Below are 14,646 nucleotides of genomic sequence, written 5' to 3'. Positions count from 1 at the left end.
ATCGCGGGCAGTTGGTGACATTCGTGACACGGCGGCACCTGCGACAGGGCGATCCACCACAGAGCGGAGGACTCAGAGAATGGCCGGCGCGATGCGCAAGATGGCGGTCTACCTCGGCCTCGTGGAGGACGACCGGTACGACAACCCGGGGTACGACCCCGACGACGAGTTCGAGCCCGAGCCGGAACCGGAGCGCGTGGCCCGGGACCGGGATCGCCGACAGCAGCCCGTGCACCAAACGCCCGTATCGGACGAACCGGTACGAGCCGTACAGCCCCCGCCGCAGCGCGAACCCATCCCAATCCCTGCTGAAAATGGACGTCCTGCGCGAATCGCCCCCGTGGCGTCTATCACACCCGACCGTTCGAACCTGGAGAAGAACGCCCCCGTGATCATGCCCAAGGTCGTCTCCGAGCGGGAGCCGTACCGCATCACGACGCTGCACCCCCGGACCTACAACGAGGCCCGTACCATCGGGGAACACTTCCGTGAGGGCACTCCGGTGATCATGAATCTGACGGAGATGGACGACACTGACGCGAAGCGTCTCGTGGACTTCGCCGCCGGACTCGTCTTCGGTCTGCACGGCAGCATTGAACGCGTGACACAGAAGGTGTTCCTGCTGTCGCCTGCTAACGTCGATGTCACGGCGGAGGACAAGGCCCGCATCGCGGAGGGCGGGTTCTTCAACCAAAGCTAGACCGATCCGTCAGATACGGGACCGGGAACAGAGCGGGAAACGGGGAGAGGGAAGCGCGGGATGGGCGTCGCACTACAGGTGGTCTACATCGCGCTGATGTGCTTCCTCATCGTGCTGATCTTCCGACTGGTCATGGACTACGTGTTCCAGTTCGCACGTTCATGGGCACCCGGCAAGGCGATGGTGGTCGTCCTGGAGGCCACCTACACTCTTACCGATCCACCGCTCAAGCTTCTTCGGCGGTTCATCCCGCCGTTGCGTCTCGGGGGCGTGGCACTCGACCTGTCCTTCTTCGTTCTGATGATCATCGTTTACATCCTCATCAGTTTCGTGAGCACCGCTGCGAGAAGCGTGTGAACGATGAGCTTCTCCGCGCGCGCGGGGACAGTCCCGATACGGTCTTGCCGACTGCCGACGACTACGTAGAGGTGAAGAAGACATGCCGCTGACTCCCGAGGACGTGCGGAACAAGCAGTTCACGACCGTCCGCCTCCGAGAAGGCTATGACGAGGACGAGGTCGACGCCTTCCTCGACGAGGTCGAGTCCGAGCTGACGCGCCTGCTGCGCGAGAACGAGGACCTGCGCGCCAAGCTGGCTGCCGCCACGCGTGCCGCGGCGCAGAACCAGCAGCAGCAGGGCATGCGCAAGCCGGAACCCCAGGACCAGCGTGGCCCGGGCGCCCCCGTGCCCGCGGCCATATCCGGCCCGCCGCAGCAGCCCCAGATGGGCCCGCCGCAGCTGCCGGGCGGCCCGCCGCAGCTCCCGGCCGGCCCCGGCGGACACGGACCGCAGGGTCCGGGCCCGATGGGCGGCCCCATGCAGCAGCACCCCATGGGTGGACCGCAGGGCATGGGCCAGCAGGGGATGGGTCAGCAGGGCATGGGCCAGCAGGGCATGGGCCAGCCCTCCATGGGCGGCCAGAACCCGCTCGGCCAGCAGATGCAGCCCATGGGTCAGCAGATGCAGCCGATGGGCCAGCCGATGCAGCCCATGGGGCAGCAGATGCAGCCGATGGGTCAGCCGCAGCAGCAGCTCCCGCAGCAGGGCCCCGGTGGCGACAGCGCCGCCCGCGTCCTGTCGCTGGCGCAGCAGACCGCCGACCAGGCGATCGCGGAGGCCCGTTCCGAGGCCAACAAGATCGTCGGCGAGGCACGCAGCCGCGCCGAGGGCCTGGAGCGGGACGCCCGCGCCAAGGCCGACGCGCTGGAGCGGGACGCGCAGGAGAAGCACCGCGTCGCGATGGGCTCCCTGGAGTCCGCCCGCGCCACGCTGGAGCGCAAGGTCGAGGACCTGCGGGGCTTCGAGCGTGAGTACCGCACGCGTCTGAAGTCCTACCTGGAGTCGCAGCTGCGCCAGCTGGAGACCCAGGCCGACGACTCGCTGGCCCCGCCGCGCAACCCGGCCGGTCCCGCGCTGCCGCCGTCGCCGTCCCCGTCGATGGCTCCGGCCGGCGCCATGGGTCACTCCATGGGCGGCCCGTCGATGGGCAGCGGCCCGTCCCCCATGGGCGGTCCCTCCCCGATGGGCGGGCCCTCCTACGGCGGCCAGCAGCAGATGTCCCCGGCGATGACCCAGCCGATGGCTCCGGTCCGGCCGGCGGCTCCGCAGCCGATGCAGGCGCCGTCGCCGATGCGGGGCTTCCTGATCGACGAGGACGACAACTAAGCGCCGCCGCCGCGTCTGTCGGCAGTCGCCTTTGCGGGCCGGGCCCGGTTCCCCTTCGGGGGCACCGGGCCCGGCCCGTTTCGCGTACCCGTACGCCGAGTGCCGTGCGGGGGCGTGTGCCGCGTGCGGGCGGGCCGGGGAGGCGGGTGCCGCTGCGCGGAGCTGCTCCCCGCCCCGCCCTTTCTCCGTTTCCCGGGGCTCCGCCCCGGACCCCCGCGCCTCAGACGCCGGCCGGGCTGCATTTCAGCCCCGCCGGCGTCTGAGGCGGGAACGGTGGAAGGGCGGGGCGGGGAGGAGAAAAGGGTGTGGCCCGGACCCCTGTGCGGGGGCCGGGCCACAGAGGGCCGGAGCGTTACGCCTTGCGGAGGCGGAACGTCAGGGCCAGGGACTCGTCCGTGAACGCGTCGCCGTACGTGGAGTCCGGCTCGCCGGTCGCAAAGTCCGTCGACAGGACCTCGTCCGCGATGAGCTCCGCGTGGTCCGTCAGGGCCTGCGCGACCTCGGGCGAGTCGGACGACCAGCGCAGGGCGATGCGGTCCGCCACGTCGAGGCCGGAGTTTTTGCGGGCCTCCTGGATCAGGCGGATCGCGTCACGCGCCAGGCCCGCCAGCCGCAGCTCCGGGGTGATCTCCAGGTCCAGGGCGACCGTCGCGCCCGAGTCGGACGCCACCGACCAGCCCTCGCGCGGGGTCTCCGTGATGATGACCTCCTCGGGCGTGAGCGTGACCTCCTCGCCGTTGACCGTCACGGCCGCGGAGCCCGCGCGCAGGGCCAGGGAGAGGGCGGCGGCGTCGGCCGCGGCCACGGCCTTCGCCACGTCCTGGACGCCCTTGCCGAAGCGCTTGCCCAGCGCCCTGAAGTTGGCCTTCGCCGTCGTGTCGACGAGGGAGCCGCCGACCTCGGAGAGGGAGGCCAGCGAGGAGACGTTCAGCTCCTCCGTGATCTGCGCCTGCAGTTCGGGGGAGAGGGCCTCGAAGCCCACCGCGCCGACCAGCGCCCGCGAGAGGGGCTGGCGGGTCTTGACCCCGGACTCCGCACGCGTCGCGCGTCCCAGCTCCACGAGGCGGCGCACCAGCAGCATCTGCTGGGACAGGGTCCGGTCCACCTGGGAGGCGTCCGCCTCGGGCCAGGAGGACAGGTGCACCGACTCCGGGGCCTCCGGGGTGACCGGGGCGATCATGTCCTGCCAGACCCGCTCCGTGATGAACGGGGTCAGCGGGGCCATCAGGCGGGTCACCGTCTCGACCACGTCGTGCAGCGTGCGCAGCGCGGCCGCGTCGCCCTGCCAGAAGCGGCGGCGCGAACGGCGGACGTACCAGTTGGACAGGTCGTCCACGAAGGCGGAGAGGAGCTTGCCCGCGCGCTGGGTGTCGTAGGCCTCCATGGCGTCCGTGACCTCGGCGACGAGGGTGTGGAGCTCGGAGAGCAGCCAGCGGTCCAGGACCGTGCGGTCGGCCGGCGCCGGGTCGGAGGCGGAGGGCGCCCAGTTCGACGTACGGGCGTACAGGGCCTGGAAGGCGACCGTGTTCCAGTACGTGAGGAGGGTCTTGCGGACGACCTCCTGGATCGTGCCGTGGCCGACGCGGCGCGCCGCCCACGGGGAGCCGCCGGCCGCCATGAACCAGCGCACCGCGTCCGCGCCGTGCTGGTCCATGAGCGGGATCGGCTGGAGGATGTTGCCCAGGTGCTTGGACATCTTGCGGCCGTCCTCGGCGAGGATGTGGCCGAGGCAGACCACGTTCTCGTAGGACGACTTGTCGAAGACGAGGGTGCCGACCGCCATCAGCGTGTAGAACCAGCCGCGGGTCTGGTCGATGGCCTCCGAGATGAACTGCGCCGGGTAGCGCTTCTCGAAGATCTCCTTGTTCTTGTACGGGTAGCCCCACTGCGCGAACGGCATCGAGCCCGAGTCGTACCAGGCGTCGATGACCTCCGGCACGCGGACCGCCGTGTGCGTGCAGCCTTCCGCCGTGCAGGGGAAGGTCACGTCGTCGATGTACGGGCGGTGCGGGTCCAGGGCGGACAGGTCCGTGCCCGTCAGCTCGGACAGCTCGGCGCGCGAGCCGACGCAGGTGAGGTGGTTCTCCTCGCAGCGCCAGATCGGGAGCGGGGTGCCCCAGTAGCGGTTGCGGGACAGCGCCCAGTCGATGTTGTTGTTCAGCCAGTCGCCGAAGCGGCCCTGCTTGACCGAGTCCGGGAACCAGTTCGTCTTCTCGTTCTCCCGCAGCATCGCGTCCTTGACGGCGGTGGTGCGGATGTACCAGGACGGCTGCGCGTAGTAGAGCAGGGCCGTGTGGCAGCGCCAGCAGTGCGGGTAGCTGTGCTCGTAGGCGATGTGCTTGAAGAGCAGGCCGCGGGCGTCGAGGTCGGCGGTCAGCTTCTCGTCGGCCTTCTTGAAGAAGACGCCGCCGACCAGCGGGACCTCCTCCTCGAAGGTGCCGTCGGGGCGGACCGGGTTCACGACGGGCAGGCCGTACGCGCGGCAGACCGCGAGGTCGTCGGCGCCGAAGGCGGGGGACTGGTGGACCAGACCGGTGCCGTCCTCGGTGGTGACGTACTCGGCGTTGACGACGTAGTGGGCGGGCTCGGGGAACTCGACCAGGGAGAACGGACGCTCGTACGTCCAGCGCTCCATCTCCTTGCCGGTGAAGGTCTGCCCGGTGGCCTCCCAGCCCTCGCCGAGGGACTTCTCCAGCAGCGGCTGGGCGACGACCAGCTTCTCGGAGTCCTCGCCGCCGGTGCGGCGGACGACGACGTAGGTGACCTCGGGGTGCGCGGCGACCGCCGTGTTGGACACCAGGGTCCAGGGGGTCGTCGTCCACACCAGCAGCGCGGCCTCGCCGGCGAGCGGGCCGGAGGTCAGCGGGAAGCGGACGTAGACCGAGGGGTCGACGACGGTCTCGTAGCCCTGGGCCAGCTCGTGGTCGGAGAGGCCGGTGCCGCAGCGCGGGCACCAGGGGGCGACGCGGTGGTCCTGGGTCAGCAGGCCCTTGTTGAAGATCTCCTTCAGCGACCACCACACGGACTCGATGTACTCGGGGTCCATCGTCCGGTAGGCGTCGTCCAGGTCGACCCAGTAGCCCATCCGGGTCGTGAGCTCGGTGAACGCGTCGGTGTGGCGGGTCACGGACTCGCGGCACTTGGCGTTGAACTCGGCGATGCCGTACGCCTCGATGTCCTGCTTGCCGTTGAAGCCGAGCTCCTTCTCGACGGCGAGCTCGACGGGCAGGCCGTGGCAGTCCCAGCCGGCCTTGCGGGCCACGTGGTAGCCGCGCATGGTGCGGAAGCGGGGGAAGACGTCCTTGAAGACGCGGGCCTCGATGTGGTGGGCACCGGGCATGCCGTTCGCGGTGGGCGGGCCCTCGTAGAAGACCCACTCGGGGCGGCCCTCGGACTGCTCCAGGGTCTTGGCGAAGATCTTGCTCTCGCGCCAGAAGTCGAGGACCCCGTGCTCAAGGGCGGACAGGTCGACCTGGGCGGGTACCGGGCGGTACTGCGGCGGTGTGGTCATGAGGCTGAACTCTTCCTCCGGCGGTGTGTCACTTCCGTCCGGAGGGACGAGAACACCGAGTGCTCCCGCGGTACCACCCTCCTTGGCCCCCGAACGCGCCGGCGACCCCCTCATTGGGGTGCGAAGCCGGTTCTACCGGCCCGGCGGCTCCCTGCGGGATCCGTGCGGGCTTTCTTCCGGCGGCTCCGGGGTGATCCTTCACATCGCGCTCGCCCCCGGGCTCTCACCGTCCCCGGGTCGCTCCTGGCTGCGTCCGACGCTACTCGTCCCCATCCATGCCTCTCGCTGGGCCCAGTGTACGGGCCCGGGGGGCCGTCGGCAGACCGGTTTACGGGGGTCCGCGCGGGTGTCTGCGCGGGGGTCCGCCGGGAGGTTCGTACGGACCCGCCCGCGCGGCCCGCGCAGGCGCCGGGGATGCCCCGAACGGGCTGACGCGTCCGAGGGGATCCAGGTGGGGCGGGTGGGGCGGATTACCGGGCCGCCTGCTGGGCACAACGGATGCAGGTTGGCCTTGACGGAAGCGTGCCCCGTTGCCGCGGGACTGGAGTCGATTTATCGTTCCGGCACGACTCGCGAGCAAAGATCACAGTATGTGAAGGGGCCGCGGCCATGGTGGCGAAAAAGACCGCCGGGAGTACCGCCGGGAGCACTGCCGGGACGGCTGCCGCGACGGCCGCCGCCGGGGAGGCGCCGGCCAGGAAGGCCGCGAAGAAGAGCGCTGCGGCCGGGAAGGCCGCGGCCAAGAAGACCGTGGCCGCGAAGACGGCTTCCGCCGGCAAGGCGGCGGCTGCCACCGCCAGGAACACGCGCGCCGTCAAGACGACGCGGAAGGCCCCGGCCAAGAAGGCCGGAGCCGAGGGGGCGGCGCAGGCCGCGAAGAAGACGGGAGTCCGGAAAGTGGTTGCCAAGAAGAGCACCGGTGCGGCCAGGAAGACGGCCGCGGCCGCCACGAGCGGACTGCCCAAGGTGAAGGTCGCCGCGGTCACCGAACCGGGCGGGCTCGCCGTACGGCCAGGGGAGGACCCCTGGACGCCGGAGGAGGTCGCGGAGGCCCGCAGCGAGCTGTCGGCGGAGATCCTGAGGCTGCGCGCGGAACTGGACGCCTCGGAGGTGGCCATCTCGGGCCTCATGCGGGACTCGGGCGACGGCGCGGGCGACGACCAGGCCGACACGGGCACCAAGAACATCACCCGGGAGTCCGAGCTGGCCCTCGCGGCCAACGCGACCTCGATGCTGGAGCAGACCGAGCGGGCCCTGGAACGCATGGACGCGGGCACCTACGGGCTCTGCGAGAACTGCGGGAAGCCCATCGGCAAGGCGAGGATGCAGGCCTTCCCGCGGGCCACGCTGTGCGTGGACTGCAAGCAGAAGCAGGAGCGGAGGCACTAGGGGCTGTCGTCGAACTCCCGTCGTCGCCCGGAGGGCGGCCGCCGGGCCGGGGCGGGCGGCCGGAATCGGGGCGGGCCGCGGAGGGCGGCCCGACGGCGGCCTGACGTACCCTCGTGTCTGGTCAGCAACCTGGTTCGAGCTAGTTCGAGGGACTCACGTGGCAGAGGCGGAGAGCATCATCGGTACGCCGGAGGTCGGGGACGATGCCCAGCCGGAGACCGCGGAGCCCAGGGGGCGCCGGCGGATCGTCGCGCTGCTCGTCGTGGCGGTCCTCGCCTACCTGCTGGACCTCGGCAGCAAGATGGTGGTCGTGGCGAAGCTGGAGCACCAGCCGCCGATCGAGATCATCGGCGACCTGCTGAAGTTCGAGGCCGTCCGCAACGCGGGGGCCGCCTTCGGCTTCGGCGAGGCCTTCACGATCATCTTCACCTGCATCGCGGCCACCGTGATCGTGGTGATCGTGCGGTTGGCGCGCAAGCTCTACAGCCTGCCGTGGGCGATCGCGCTGGGCCTGCTGCTCGGCGGTGCGCTGGGCAATCTGACCGACCGGATCTTCCGCTCGCCGGGTGTCTTCCGGGGTGCCGTCGTCGACTTCATCGCCCCGGCCCACTTCGCGGTGTTCAACCTCGCCGACACGGCGATCGTGTGCGGCGGCATCCTGATCGTGCTGCTGTCGTTCAAGGGCCTGGACCCGGACGGCACCGTCCACAAGGACTGACAAGGCATACTCGACGGGTGAGTACCAATCCCGAGATCCGCACCCTGCCCGTTCCCGATGGCCTCGAAGGCGAGCGCGTCGACGCCGCCATCGCCCGTATGTTCGGATTTTCCCGAACGAAGGCGGCCGAACTCGCGGCCGAGGGGAAGGTGGCGGTCGACGGAAGCGTCGTCGGGAAGTCCGAGCGCGTGCACGGCGGCGCCTGGCTCGAGGTCGAGATGCCCGCGCCGCCGCGCCCCGTCGAGGTCGTCGCCGAGCCGGTCCCGGGCATGGAGATCGTCCACGACGACGACGACATCGTCGTCATCATGAAGCCGGTGGGCGTCGCCGCCCACCCGAGCCCCGGCTGGACCGGCACCACCGTCATCGGCGGGCTCGCCGCGGCCGGCTACCGGATCTCCACCTCCGGCGCGTCCGAGCGCCAGGGCATCGTCCACCGCCTCGACGTCGGCACGTCCGGCCTGATGGCCGTCGCCAAGTCGGAGCGGGCGTACACCTCGCTGAAGAACCAGTTCCGCGAGCGGGTCGTGGACAAGCGCTACCACGCTCTGGTGCAGGGCCACCCGGACCCGATGAGCGGCACGATCGACGCGCCGATCGGCCGGCACCCCAGCGCGGACTACAAGTGGGCCGTGACCCAGGACGGCAAGGCCTCGGTCACCCACTACGACCTGATCGAGGCGTTCCGCGCGGCCTCGCTGCTCGACATCAAGCTGGAGACCGGCCGCACGCACCAGATCCGCGTGCACATGTCCGCGCACCGGCACCCCTGCGTCGGCGACCTGACGTACGGCGCGGACCCGACGGTGGCGAAGCGGCTGGGCCTGACCCGGCAGTGGCTGCACGCGGTGCGGCTCGGCTTCGAGCACCCGGCCGACGGGCAGTGGGTGGAGTTCGAGAGCCGCTACCCGGCGGACCTGCAGCACGCGCTGGACTTGATCCGCGCGGAGAGCGAGTGACCTCGGCGTCGGCGTCGTCGTCGGTCGGCTTCGAGGTGCGGGTCGCCTCCGGGGAGGCCGACATGGCGGCCTGCTTCGCGGTGCGGACCGAGGTGTTCGTGGTCGAGCAGTCCGTGCCGGAGTCGATCGAGTACGACGCCTACGACGCGGGCGCGGTGCACGTGCTGGCCGTGGGCGCGGACGGGCTCCCGCTGGGCACCGGGCGGCTGCTGCACGGTCCCGAGGTCCTCGCCAAGACCGGTTCGGCGGACGTCGGTTCGCTGGGGCGGCTGGCCGTGCGGAAGGCTGCGCGCGGGCTGGGCGTGGGGGTGGCGCTGGTACGGGCCGTCGAGGCGGAGGCCGTTGTCCTGGGGCTGGCTGCGGTGGATCTTGGTGCGCAGACGCATGCGCTCGGCTTCTACGAGCGGCTCGGGTACGTGGCCTACGGGCCGGAGTTCGAGGACGCGGGCATGCCGCACCGGGCGATGCGGCGCGCCCTGCCGTAACCCTGCGGGTGCCCTGCGGGGCTCGTCCCCTACCCGCCCTTCCACCGTTCCCCGGGGCACCGCCCCGGACCCCGCACGGGCGCTGCGCGCCCGTCGCCTCGAACGCCGGCGTTCGAGGCCCAACCGGAGGCAAACCCGAGCCCCGCCTGGTGATTGAGGCGCGGGGGCCGGGGCGGAGCCCAGGGGGCTTGCGCGGCGGGGCTCAGTCTCCCGCGGCGAGCGGTGCGGCAGGGTGTGGGGGATGGATCAGCTTGCCCTGCTGTTCGTGCTGCTGCTCGGGGCCGTCGTCACCGTGCCGTTCGGGGACCGGCTCGGGCTGCCCGCGCCCGTCCTGATGACCATCGGCGGAGCCGTCCTCGCGCTGGTGCCCGCCGTGCCCAACGTCGACATCCCGCCCGAGTACATCCTGCCGCTCCTGCTGCCGCCCCTGCTCTACGCCTCCGCGCAGCGCACCTCCTGGCGGCAGTTCGCCGCCAACAAGCGGCCCATCTTCCTGCTGGCCGTGGCCCTGGTCTTCGTGACCACCGCGGCCGTCGGCTTCGTCGCGCACGCCGTCGTGCCCGGGCTCCCGATCGCCGCCGCCATCGCGCTCGGCGCGCTCGTCGCGCCGCCCGACCCGGTCGCCGCCACCGCCGTGGCCGGATCGCTCGGGCTGCCCCGCCGGATGGTGTCGATCCTGGAGGGCGAGGGGCTCTTCAACGACGTGACCGCCATCGTGCTGTACCACGTGGCCATCGCCGCCGCGGTCAGCGGGAGCTTCTCCTGGTCGGACGCGCTCGGGGAGTTCGTGCTGTCGGCCGTGGTCGCCGTGGCCGTGGGGCTGGCCCTGGGATGGGCCACCAACCGGCTCATGGGGCGGCTCGACGACGCCACGCTGCAGATCGGTCTGACGCTGCTCGTGCCGTTCGTCTCGTACGTGGTCGCCGAGGAGCTGCGGGGTTCGGGGGTGCTGGCCGTGCTGACGACGGCCCTGTTCCTCGCTGAGTACGCGTCCGACGCCGATGACGTGCTGGGGCGGCTGGCCGGGCACACCTTCTGGGAGGTCGTCGACATGCTGGTCACCGGGGTGGCGTTCGGGCTGATCGGGCTGGAGCTGCACAACGTCATCACCGCGGCGACGGGCCGTCCGCGGGAGCTGGCCGGGTGGGCCGCCGCCGTCGTCGGGGTGGTGGTCGGGGTGCGGCTGCTGTGGCTGCTGCCGGCCGGCTGGCTCGCCAAGCGGCTGCACTCGCTGCGCGACCTCGACGAGGAGATCCCGCTGAGCTGGCGGGAGAGCGTGGTGATGTGGTGGGCCGGGATGCGCGGGGTGGCCTCGGTGGCGCTCGCGCTCGCGATCCCGTTCAAGACGGATGCCGGTGACCCCTTCCCGGCACGGGACGAGATCGTCTTCATCGCCTTCGCGGTGATCATGACGACCCTGGTCTGCCAGGGGCTCACCCTGCCGTGGCTGGTGCGGCGGCTGGGGGTGGAGGCCGACGCGGACGCGGAGGCGGAGAGCCGGCGGCGCCTCGCGATCCGCGCCGCGAAGGCCGCGAAGCGGCGGCTGAAGGAGATCCAGGAGGTCGAGGAGCTGCCGGAGGACCTGGTCGAGCTGCTGCAGCGCCGTGCGTACGACGTGGGGGCCCGGATCAGCCCCGACATGGTCGACGAGGAGCGGCGGGAGGCGTACGCGAAGCGGGTGGAGCGGCTCCGGGACATCCAGCGGATCCAGCGCGAGATGATGTCGGCCGCCCGGCACGAAGTGCTGTCCGCGCGCAGCGAGCCCGGCGCCGACCCGGAGATCGTCGACCGGGTGCTGCGCCACCTCGACGTACGGAGTCTGCGCAGCCCGTAGGCCTCGCGTTCCGCTCAGCTCCGGCGCAGCAGTGCGCGCAGGAGTCGGACGTAGGGGCTCCAGCGGGCGGGGCGGGCGAGGGTGCCGGAGCAGGCGAGTTCCGCGCGGTCCAGGCAGTCCTCCAGCAGGGCGTCGTGCAGCGGGCGGTAGACGAGCGGCCAGGTCAGGCGGGCCGGGCCGGTGACGCGCATCGCGATGGTGTGGTGCAGCACGGTGCGGTCCCCGTCGACCGGCAGCACGGCGAGCTCGTGGAAGCCGTGGAAACCGCGCGGCCCGGTGAAGGCGCAGCGGATCCAGGTGCCGGGGACGTACGCGGTGATCGTGTAGCGGACCGGGCCGTGGCCGCCGGCCGAACCGACCGTCAGGCCGCGGTCGAAGCGCACCGCGGGCCAGTCCGCATGCGGCCAGAGCCGGTCCGCCGGGCCTGCGGAGATCGTGTCGATCAAGGTCCCCACCTCGCTGCTCTTGGCCGTGAGCAGGCGTTCGTGCACGTTGTGGACGGCCATGCGGCCTCCCTCCCCGGGTTATTGGAGATTGTCCTCCAATAATTTGGAGAGTACTCTCTGATTCATGGCCAGACCACCCCGCTTCGACAGCGACCAGATCCTCGATGCCGCCGTCCGCCTCGCGGCCGCCTCCGGACCGGGCGGCGTGACCATGTCCGCCGTCGCCCAGGCGGTCGGCGCGCCCAGCGGATCCGTGTACCACCGCTTCTCCGGACGCCCCGCCCTCCTCGCCGAGGTGTGGCTGCGGACCGTCGAGCGGTTCCAGGAGGGCTGGTTCTCGGCGGTCGACGGCGATCCCGACCCGCGCCGGGCCGCCCGTGCCGCTGCCCGGCACGTGGTCTCCTGGAGCCGCGCCCATCCGCAGGAGGCCTCGCTCCTCCTCCACGGGCCCGAGGAGTTCGGCCGCTCCGAGTGGTCCGAGGAGCACCGCGCCCGGGCGGACGCCGGCAATGCCCGGGCCTTCGCCGCCCTGCGCGGACTCGGCACGGCCCTCGGCGCCGCCGGGGCCGTGGACCGGGAGCGGGTCGCCCTGGCCGTGATCGACCTGCCGCTCTCCCTGGTCCGCCGGCACCTGCGGGCGGACGACGCGATGCCCGCGTACGCCGAGCAGCTCGCGGAGGAGTGCGCCGACGGGCTGATCGAGGTGGGCCCGAAGCCCTAGACCTGGTAGCGGTCCGGGGCGAAGAGGTGGAGGTTCGCCGCGATCCAGTCCGAGGTCCGGCGCAGGCCCTCGGGGAGGGAGACCTGCGGCTTCCACCCCGCCCAGTCGAGGGCGCGCGAGTTGTCCGAGAGGAGCCGGTGGACCTCACTGCCGGAGGGGCGCAGGCGGGCCGGGTCCACCACCACCTCCGCCTCCCGGCCGGAGGCCGTGATCAGTGCCCGGGCCAGGTCGCCGATGGAGATCTCCTGACCCGTACCGAGGTTGACCACCTCGCCCAGCGCCCGGTCGCACTCCGCCACCGCGAGGAAGCCCTCGGCCGTGTCCGTCACGTACGTGAAGTCCCGGGTGGGGGTGGTCGAGCCGAGGCGGACCTCCCGGGCCCCCGCGTGCAGCTGCGCCAGGATCGCGGGGACGACCGCGCGGGCCGACTGGCGCGGCCCGTAGGTGTTGAAGGGGCGCACCACCGTCACCGGGAGTTCGAAGGCGTGGTGGAACGAGAGCGCCATCATGTCCGCGCCGATCTTCGAAGCGGAGTACGGGGACTGCGGCTGCAGCGGGTGGCTCTCGGAGATGGGCGCGGTGAGGGCCGTGCCGTAGACCTCGCTGGTGGAGGTGTGGACCAGGCGGCGCACGCCGTGGCGGCGGCAGGCCTCCGCCACGTTCTGCGTGCCCGTCACGTTCGTCTGCACGTACGCGCCCGGCGAGGCGTAGCTGTACGGGATGCCGATCAGGGCCGCCAGGTGGAAGACGGTGTCGCAGCCCGCCACCGCGTCGCTGACCCGGCCCGCGTCGCGGACGTCGCCCGCCCACATCTCCACCGGGCCGTCGGGGTCGCCGAGGTAGCGGGCCAGGTGGCCCTTCTCGGCGTACGGCTTGTAGTGCACGAAGGCGCGCACCCGCGCGCCGCGCGCCACCAGCAGGTCGACGAGGGTGGAACCGATGAAGCCCTCGGCTCCGGTGACGAGGACGGTGCGGTCGGTCCAGGTGTTCATGCGTGCTCCAGGGTCGGGAGGGGGAGGGGGAAGCCGGCCACGCGGAGGACCTCCGCGGCCAGCAGTTCGGCGGCCCGCGCGTGCGGGCCGGGGTCGGCGGCGCCGGCCATCGCCGACAGCCGGGCCGGGTCGGCCAGCAGCGCGCCGATGAGCCCGGCGAGGCGTTCGGCGGTGGTCTCCGCGTCGGGCAGCAGCAGCCCGGCGCCCGCATCGGACAGCACCCGCGCGTTGTGGGTCTGGTGGTCACCCGGGGCGTACGGGTAGGGGACGAGGACGGCAGGGACGCCCGTCGCCGCCAGCTCCGCCACCGTCGCCGAACCCGCCCGGCACACCACCAGGTCGGCGGCCGCGTACACCAGGTCCATCCGGTCCAGGTACGGCACGGCCCGCGCGATCCGCTGCCCGCCGGACGCGGCGAGGCCGGCCACCGTGTCCGGCAGGGCCGCCGGGCCCGTCTTGACCAGCAGCTGTACGTCGTCCCGCTGCTGCCAGAGCCCGGCCAGCCCGGCCGCGGCCCTGGTCAGCCGGACCGCCCCGAGGCTGCCGCCGTTGAAGACGACCAGGCGGCGCCCGTCGGGCACCCGCAGCGCCCGCCGCGCCTCGGTGCGCAGCGCGGCCCGCTGCGGCCGGGACAGCTCCGCGAGCCCGGACAGGGCCGCGGAGATCGGCATCCCCGTGGTCACCGCCCCCGCCCCGCCCGCCAGGTCCTCCCGGCTGCGGTCGAAGGCCACCGCCACGTGCGGCGTGAGCCGGGCCGCGAACCGGTTGGCCCGCCCCGGCACCGCGTTCGACTCGTGGATCACCGCCGGCAGGCCCGCCAGCCGGGCGCCCAGCACGGCGGGCGCGCTCGGATAGCCGCCCATGCCGACGACGGCGTGCGCACCCTGAGCCCGGATCACGGCCCGGGCCTGCTGCGCCGAACGCAGCAGCGCGGCGGGCAGCAGGTACCGCTTCGCGCCCAGAGCCGGGTCGAAGGGGATCATGTCGACGGTGTGCAGGCGGTAGCCGGCGCCCGGGATCAGCTCGGTCTCCAGACCCCGCTCGGTCCCGATGAACGAGACCGCGGCGCCCGGGACGGCCGCGCGCAGCGCCTCGGCGAGGGCGAGCCCCGGATAGATGTGGCCACCGGTGCCGCCCGCACCGATCACGACGGAGAGTGTGGTTCGAGTGGTCATGGCCGCACACTCCCGGTGTGCCCTAAGAAGGTTCTAAGAGGTTCACATCA

13 protein-coding genes are annotated in these 14,646 nt (G+C 72.2%); 9 read left to right on the top strand and 4 right to left on the bottom strand.

Annotated features, from left to right (window positions below; genetic code table 11):
* The first annotated feature begins 79 nt into the window (after window positions 1-79).
* The 3 genes from ACIGFK_RS10290 (at window position 80) to ACIGFK_RS10280 (ending at window position 2,366) form a co-directional block, all read left to right on the top strand.
* Window positions 80-700: a cell division protein SepF gene (locus ACIGFK_RS10290; RefSeq protein WP_376660696.1), complete on the top strand. Its 621-nt coding sequence runs from the start codon at window positions 80-82 to the stop codon at window positions 698-700.
* 60 nt (window positions 701-760) lie between these two features.
* Window positions 761-1,057 carry a YggT family protein gene (locus ACIGFK_RS10285; RefSeq protein ID WP_362299998.1) on the top strand — a complete coding sequence of 99 codons (297 nt, stop codon included), beginning with the start codon at window positions 761-763 and terminating at the stop codon, window positions 1,055-1,057.
* A gap of 82 nt (window positions 1,058-1,139) precedes the next feature.
* Window positions 1,140-2,366: a DivIVA domain-containing protein gene (locus ACIGFK_RS10280; protein WP_376660697.1), complete on the top strand. Its 1,227-nt coding sequence runs from the start codon at window positions 1,140-1,142 to the stop codon at window positions 2,364-2,366.
* Between the two features lie 352 nt (window positions 2,367-2,718).
* Here the strand turns inward: ACIGFK_RS10280 and ileS are convergent, their stop codons facing one another.
* Complete coding sequence (gene ileS, locus ACIGFK_RS10275) at window positions 2,719-5,877, bottom strand: isoleucine--tRNA ligase (RefSeq protein ID WP_400051211.1); 3,159 nt, start codon at window positions 5,875-5,877, stop codon at window positions 2,719-2,721.
* Between the two features lie 609 nt (window positions 5,878-6,486).
* Between ileS and ACIGFK_RS10270 the strand changes: the two genes are divergently transcribed.
* The 5 genes from ACIGFK_RS10270 (at window position 6,487) to ACIGFK_RS10250 (ending at window position 11,262) form a co-directional block, all read left to right on the top strand.
* On the top strand, window positions 6,487-7,266 hold the full coding sequence (locus ACIGFK_RS10270) for a TraR/DksA family transcriptional regulator (protein ID WP_376660995.1): 780 nt from the start codon (window positions 6,487-6,489) through the stop codon (window positions 7,264-7,266).
* A gap of 157 nt (window positions 7,267-7,423) precedes the next feature.
* A complete protein-coding gene (gene lspA, locus ACIGFK_RS10265) occupies window positions 7,424-7,984 on the top strand; it encodes a signal peptidase II (protein ID WP_376660996.1) in 561 nt (186 codons plus the stop codon).
* A gap of 17 nt (window positions 7,985-8,001) precedes the next feature.
* On the top strand, window positions 8,002-8,943 hold the full coding sequence (locus tag ACIGFK_RS10260) for an RluA family pseudouridine synthase (protein WP_400051209.1): 942 nt from the start codon (window positions 8,002-8,004) through the stop codon (window positions 8,941-8,943).
* Between the two features lie 62 nt (window positions 8,944-9,005).
* Window positions 9,006-9,428, top strand: a complete 423-nt coding sequence (locus ACIGFK_RS10255; protein ID WP_386471940.1) for a GNAT family N-acetyltransferase — start codon at window positions 9,006-9,008, stop codon at window positions 9,426-9,428.
* 241 nt (window positions 9,429-9,669) lie between these two features.
* Window positions 9,670-11,262 (top strand): Na+/H+ antiporter, encoded by a 1,593-nt coding sequence (locus tag ACIGFK_RS10250; protein WP_400051207.1) that lies wholly within the window; start codon window positions 9,670-9,672, stop codon window positions 11,260-11,262.
* Window positions 11,263-11,276: 14 nt separating this feature from the next.
* Here the strand turns inward: ACIGFK_RS10250 and ACIGFK_RS10245 are convergent, their stop codons facing one another.
* On the bottom strand, window positions 11,277-11,768 hold the full coding sequence (locus ACIGFK_RS10245) for an SRPBCC family protein (protein ID WP_400051206.1): 492 nt from the start codon (window positions 11,766-11,768) through the stop codon (window positions 11,277-11,279).
* Window positions 11,769-11,832: 64 nt separating this feature from the next.
* Between ACIGFK_RS10245 and ACIGFK_RS10240 the strand changes: the two genes are divergently transcribed.
* The gene (locus ACIGFK_RS10240) at window positions 11,833-12,429 is read left to right on the top strand and encodes a TetR/AcrR family transcriptional regulator (RefSeq protein WP_376661000.1); all 597 of its coding nucleotides are present in this window, start codon (window positions 11,833-11,835) and stop codon (window positions 12,427-12,429) included.
* On the opposite strand, the gene ACIGFK_RS10235 is transcribed toward ACIGFK_RS10240, so the two are convergent.
* Window positions 12,426-13,421, bottom strand: a complete 996-nt coding sequence (locus ACIGFK_RS10235) for an SDR family NAD(P)-dependent oxidoreductase (RefSeq protein ID WP_400051203.1) — start codon at window positions 13,419-13,421, stop codon at window positions 12,426-12,428. The two genes, ACIGFK_RS10240 and ACIGFK_RS10235, sit on opposite strands and share 4 nt — an antisense overlap.
* The gene (locus ACIGFK_RS10230) at window positions 13,418-14,596 is read right to left on the bottom strand and encodes a UDP-N-acetylglucosamine--N-acetylmuramyl-(pentapeptide) pyrophosphoryl-undecaprenol N-acetylglucosamine transferase (RefSeq protein WP_400051202.1); all 1,179 of its coding nucleotides are present in this window, start codon (window positions 14,594-14,596) and stop codon (window positions 13,418-13,420) included. The genes ACIGFK_RS10235 and ACIGFK_RS10230 overlap by 4 nt, the downstream gene beginning before the upstream one ends.
* Between the last annotated feature and the right edge of the window lie 50 nt (window positions 14,597-14,646).

This window comes from Streptomyces sp. NPDC085524 (assembly GCF_044541755.1).
In the GTDB taxonomy this organism is placed as follows: domain Bacteria; phylum Actinomycetota; class Actinomycetes; order Streptomycetales; family Streptomycetaceae; genus Streptomyces.
The sequence above is the reverse complement of the archived record's forward strand: the minus strand, read 5'-3'. Positions and strand labels throughout refer to the sequence as shown.

Excerpts from the sequence above, each read along its gene's own strand:
- ACIGFK_RS10290 (WP_376660696.1), top strand. The coding sequence starts at position 80 with ATGGCCGGCGCGATGCGCAAGATGGCGGTCTACCTCGGCCTCGTGGAG.
- ACIGFK_RS10285 (WP_362299998.1), top strand. The coding sequence starts at position 761 with ATGGGCGTCGCACTACAGGTGGTCTACATCGCGCTGATGTGCTTCCTC.
- ACIGFK_RS10280 (WP_376660697.1), top strand. The coding sequence starts at position 1,140 with ATGCCGCTGACTCCCGAGGACGTGCGGAACAAGCAGTTCACGACCGTC.
- ileS (WP_400051211.1), bottom strand. The coding sequence starts at position 5,877 with ATGACCACACCGCCGCAGTACCGCCCGGTACCCGCCCAGGTCGACCTG.
- ACIGFK_RS10270 (WP_376660995.1), top strand. The coding sequence starts at position 6,487 with ATGGTGGCGAAAAAGACCGCCGGGAGTACCGCCGGGAGCACTGCCGGG.
- ACIGFK_RS10255 (WP_386471940.1), top strand. The coding sequence starts at position 9,006 with ATGGCGGCCTGCTTCGCGGTGCGGACCGAGGTGTTCGTGGTCGAGCAG.
- ACIGFK_RS10250 (WP_400051207.1), top strand. The coding sequence starts at position 9,670 with ATGGATCAGCTTGCCCTGCTGTTCGTGCTGCTGCTCGGGGCCGTCGTC.
- ACIGFK_RS10245 (WP_400051206.1), bottom strand. The coding sequence starts at position 11,768 with ATGGCCGTCCACAACGTGCACGAACGCCTGCTCACGGCCAAGAGCAGC.
- ACIGFK_RS10240 (WP_376661000.1), top strand. The coding sequence starts at position 11,833 with ATGGCCAGACCACCCCGCTTCGACAGCGACCAGATCCTCGATGCCGCC.
- ACIGFK_RS10235 (WP_400051203.1), bottom strand. The coding sequence starts at position 13,421 with ATGAACACCTGGACCGACCGCACCGTCCTCGTCACCGGAGCCGAGGGC.
- ACIGFK_RS10230 (WP_400051202.1), bottom strand. The coding sequence starts at position 14,596 with ATGACCACTCGAACCACACTCTCCGTCGTGATCGGTGCGGGCGGCACC.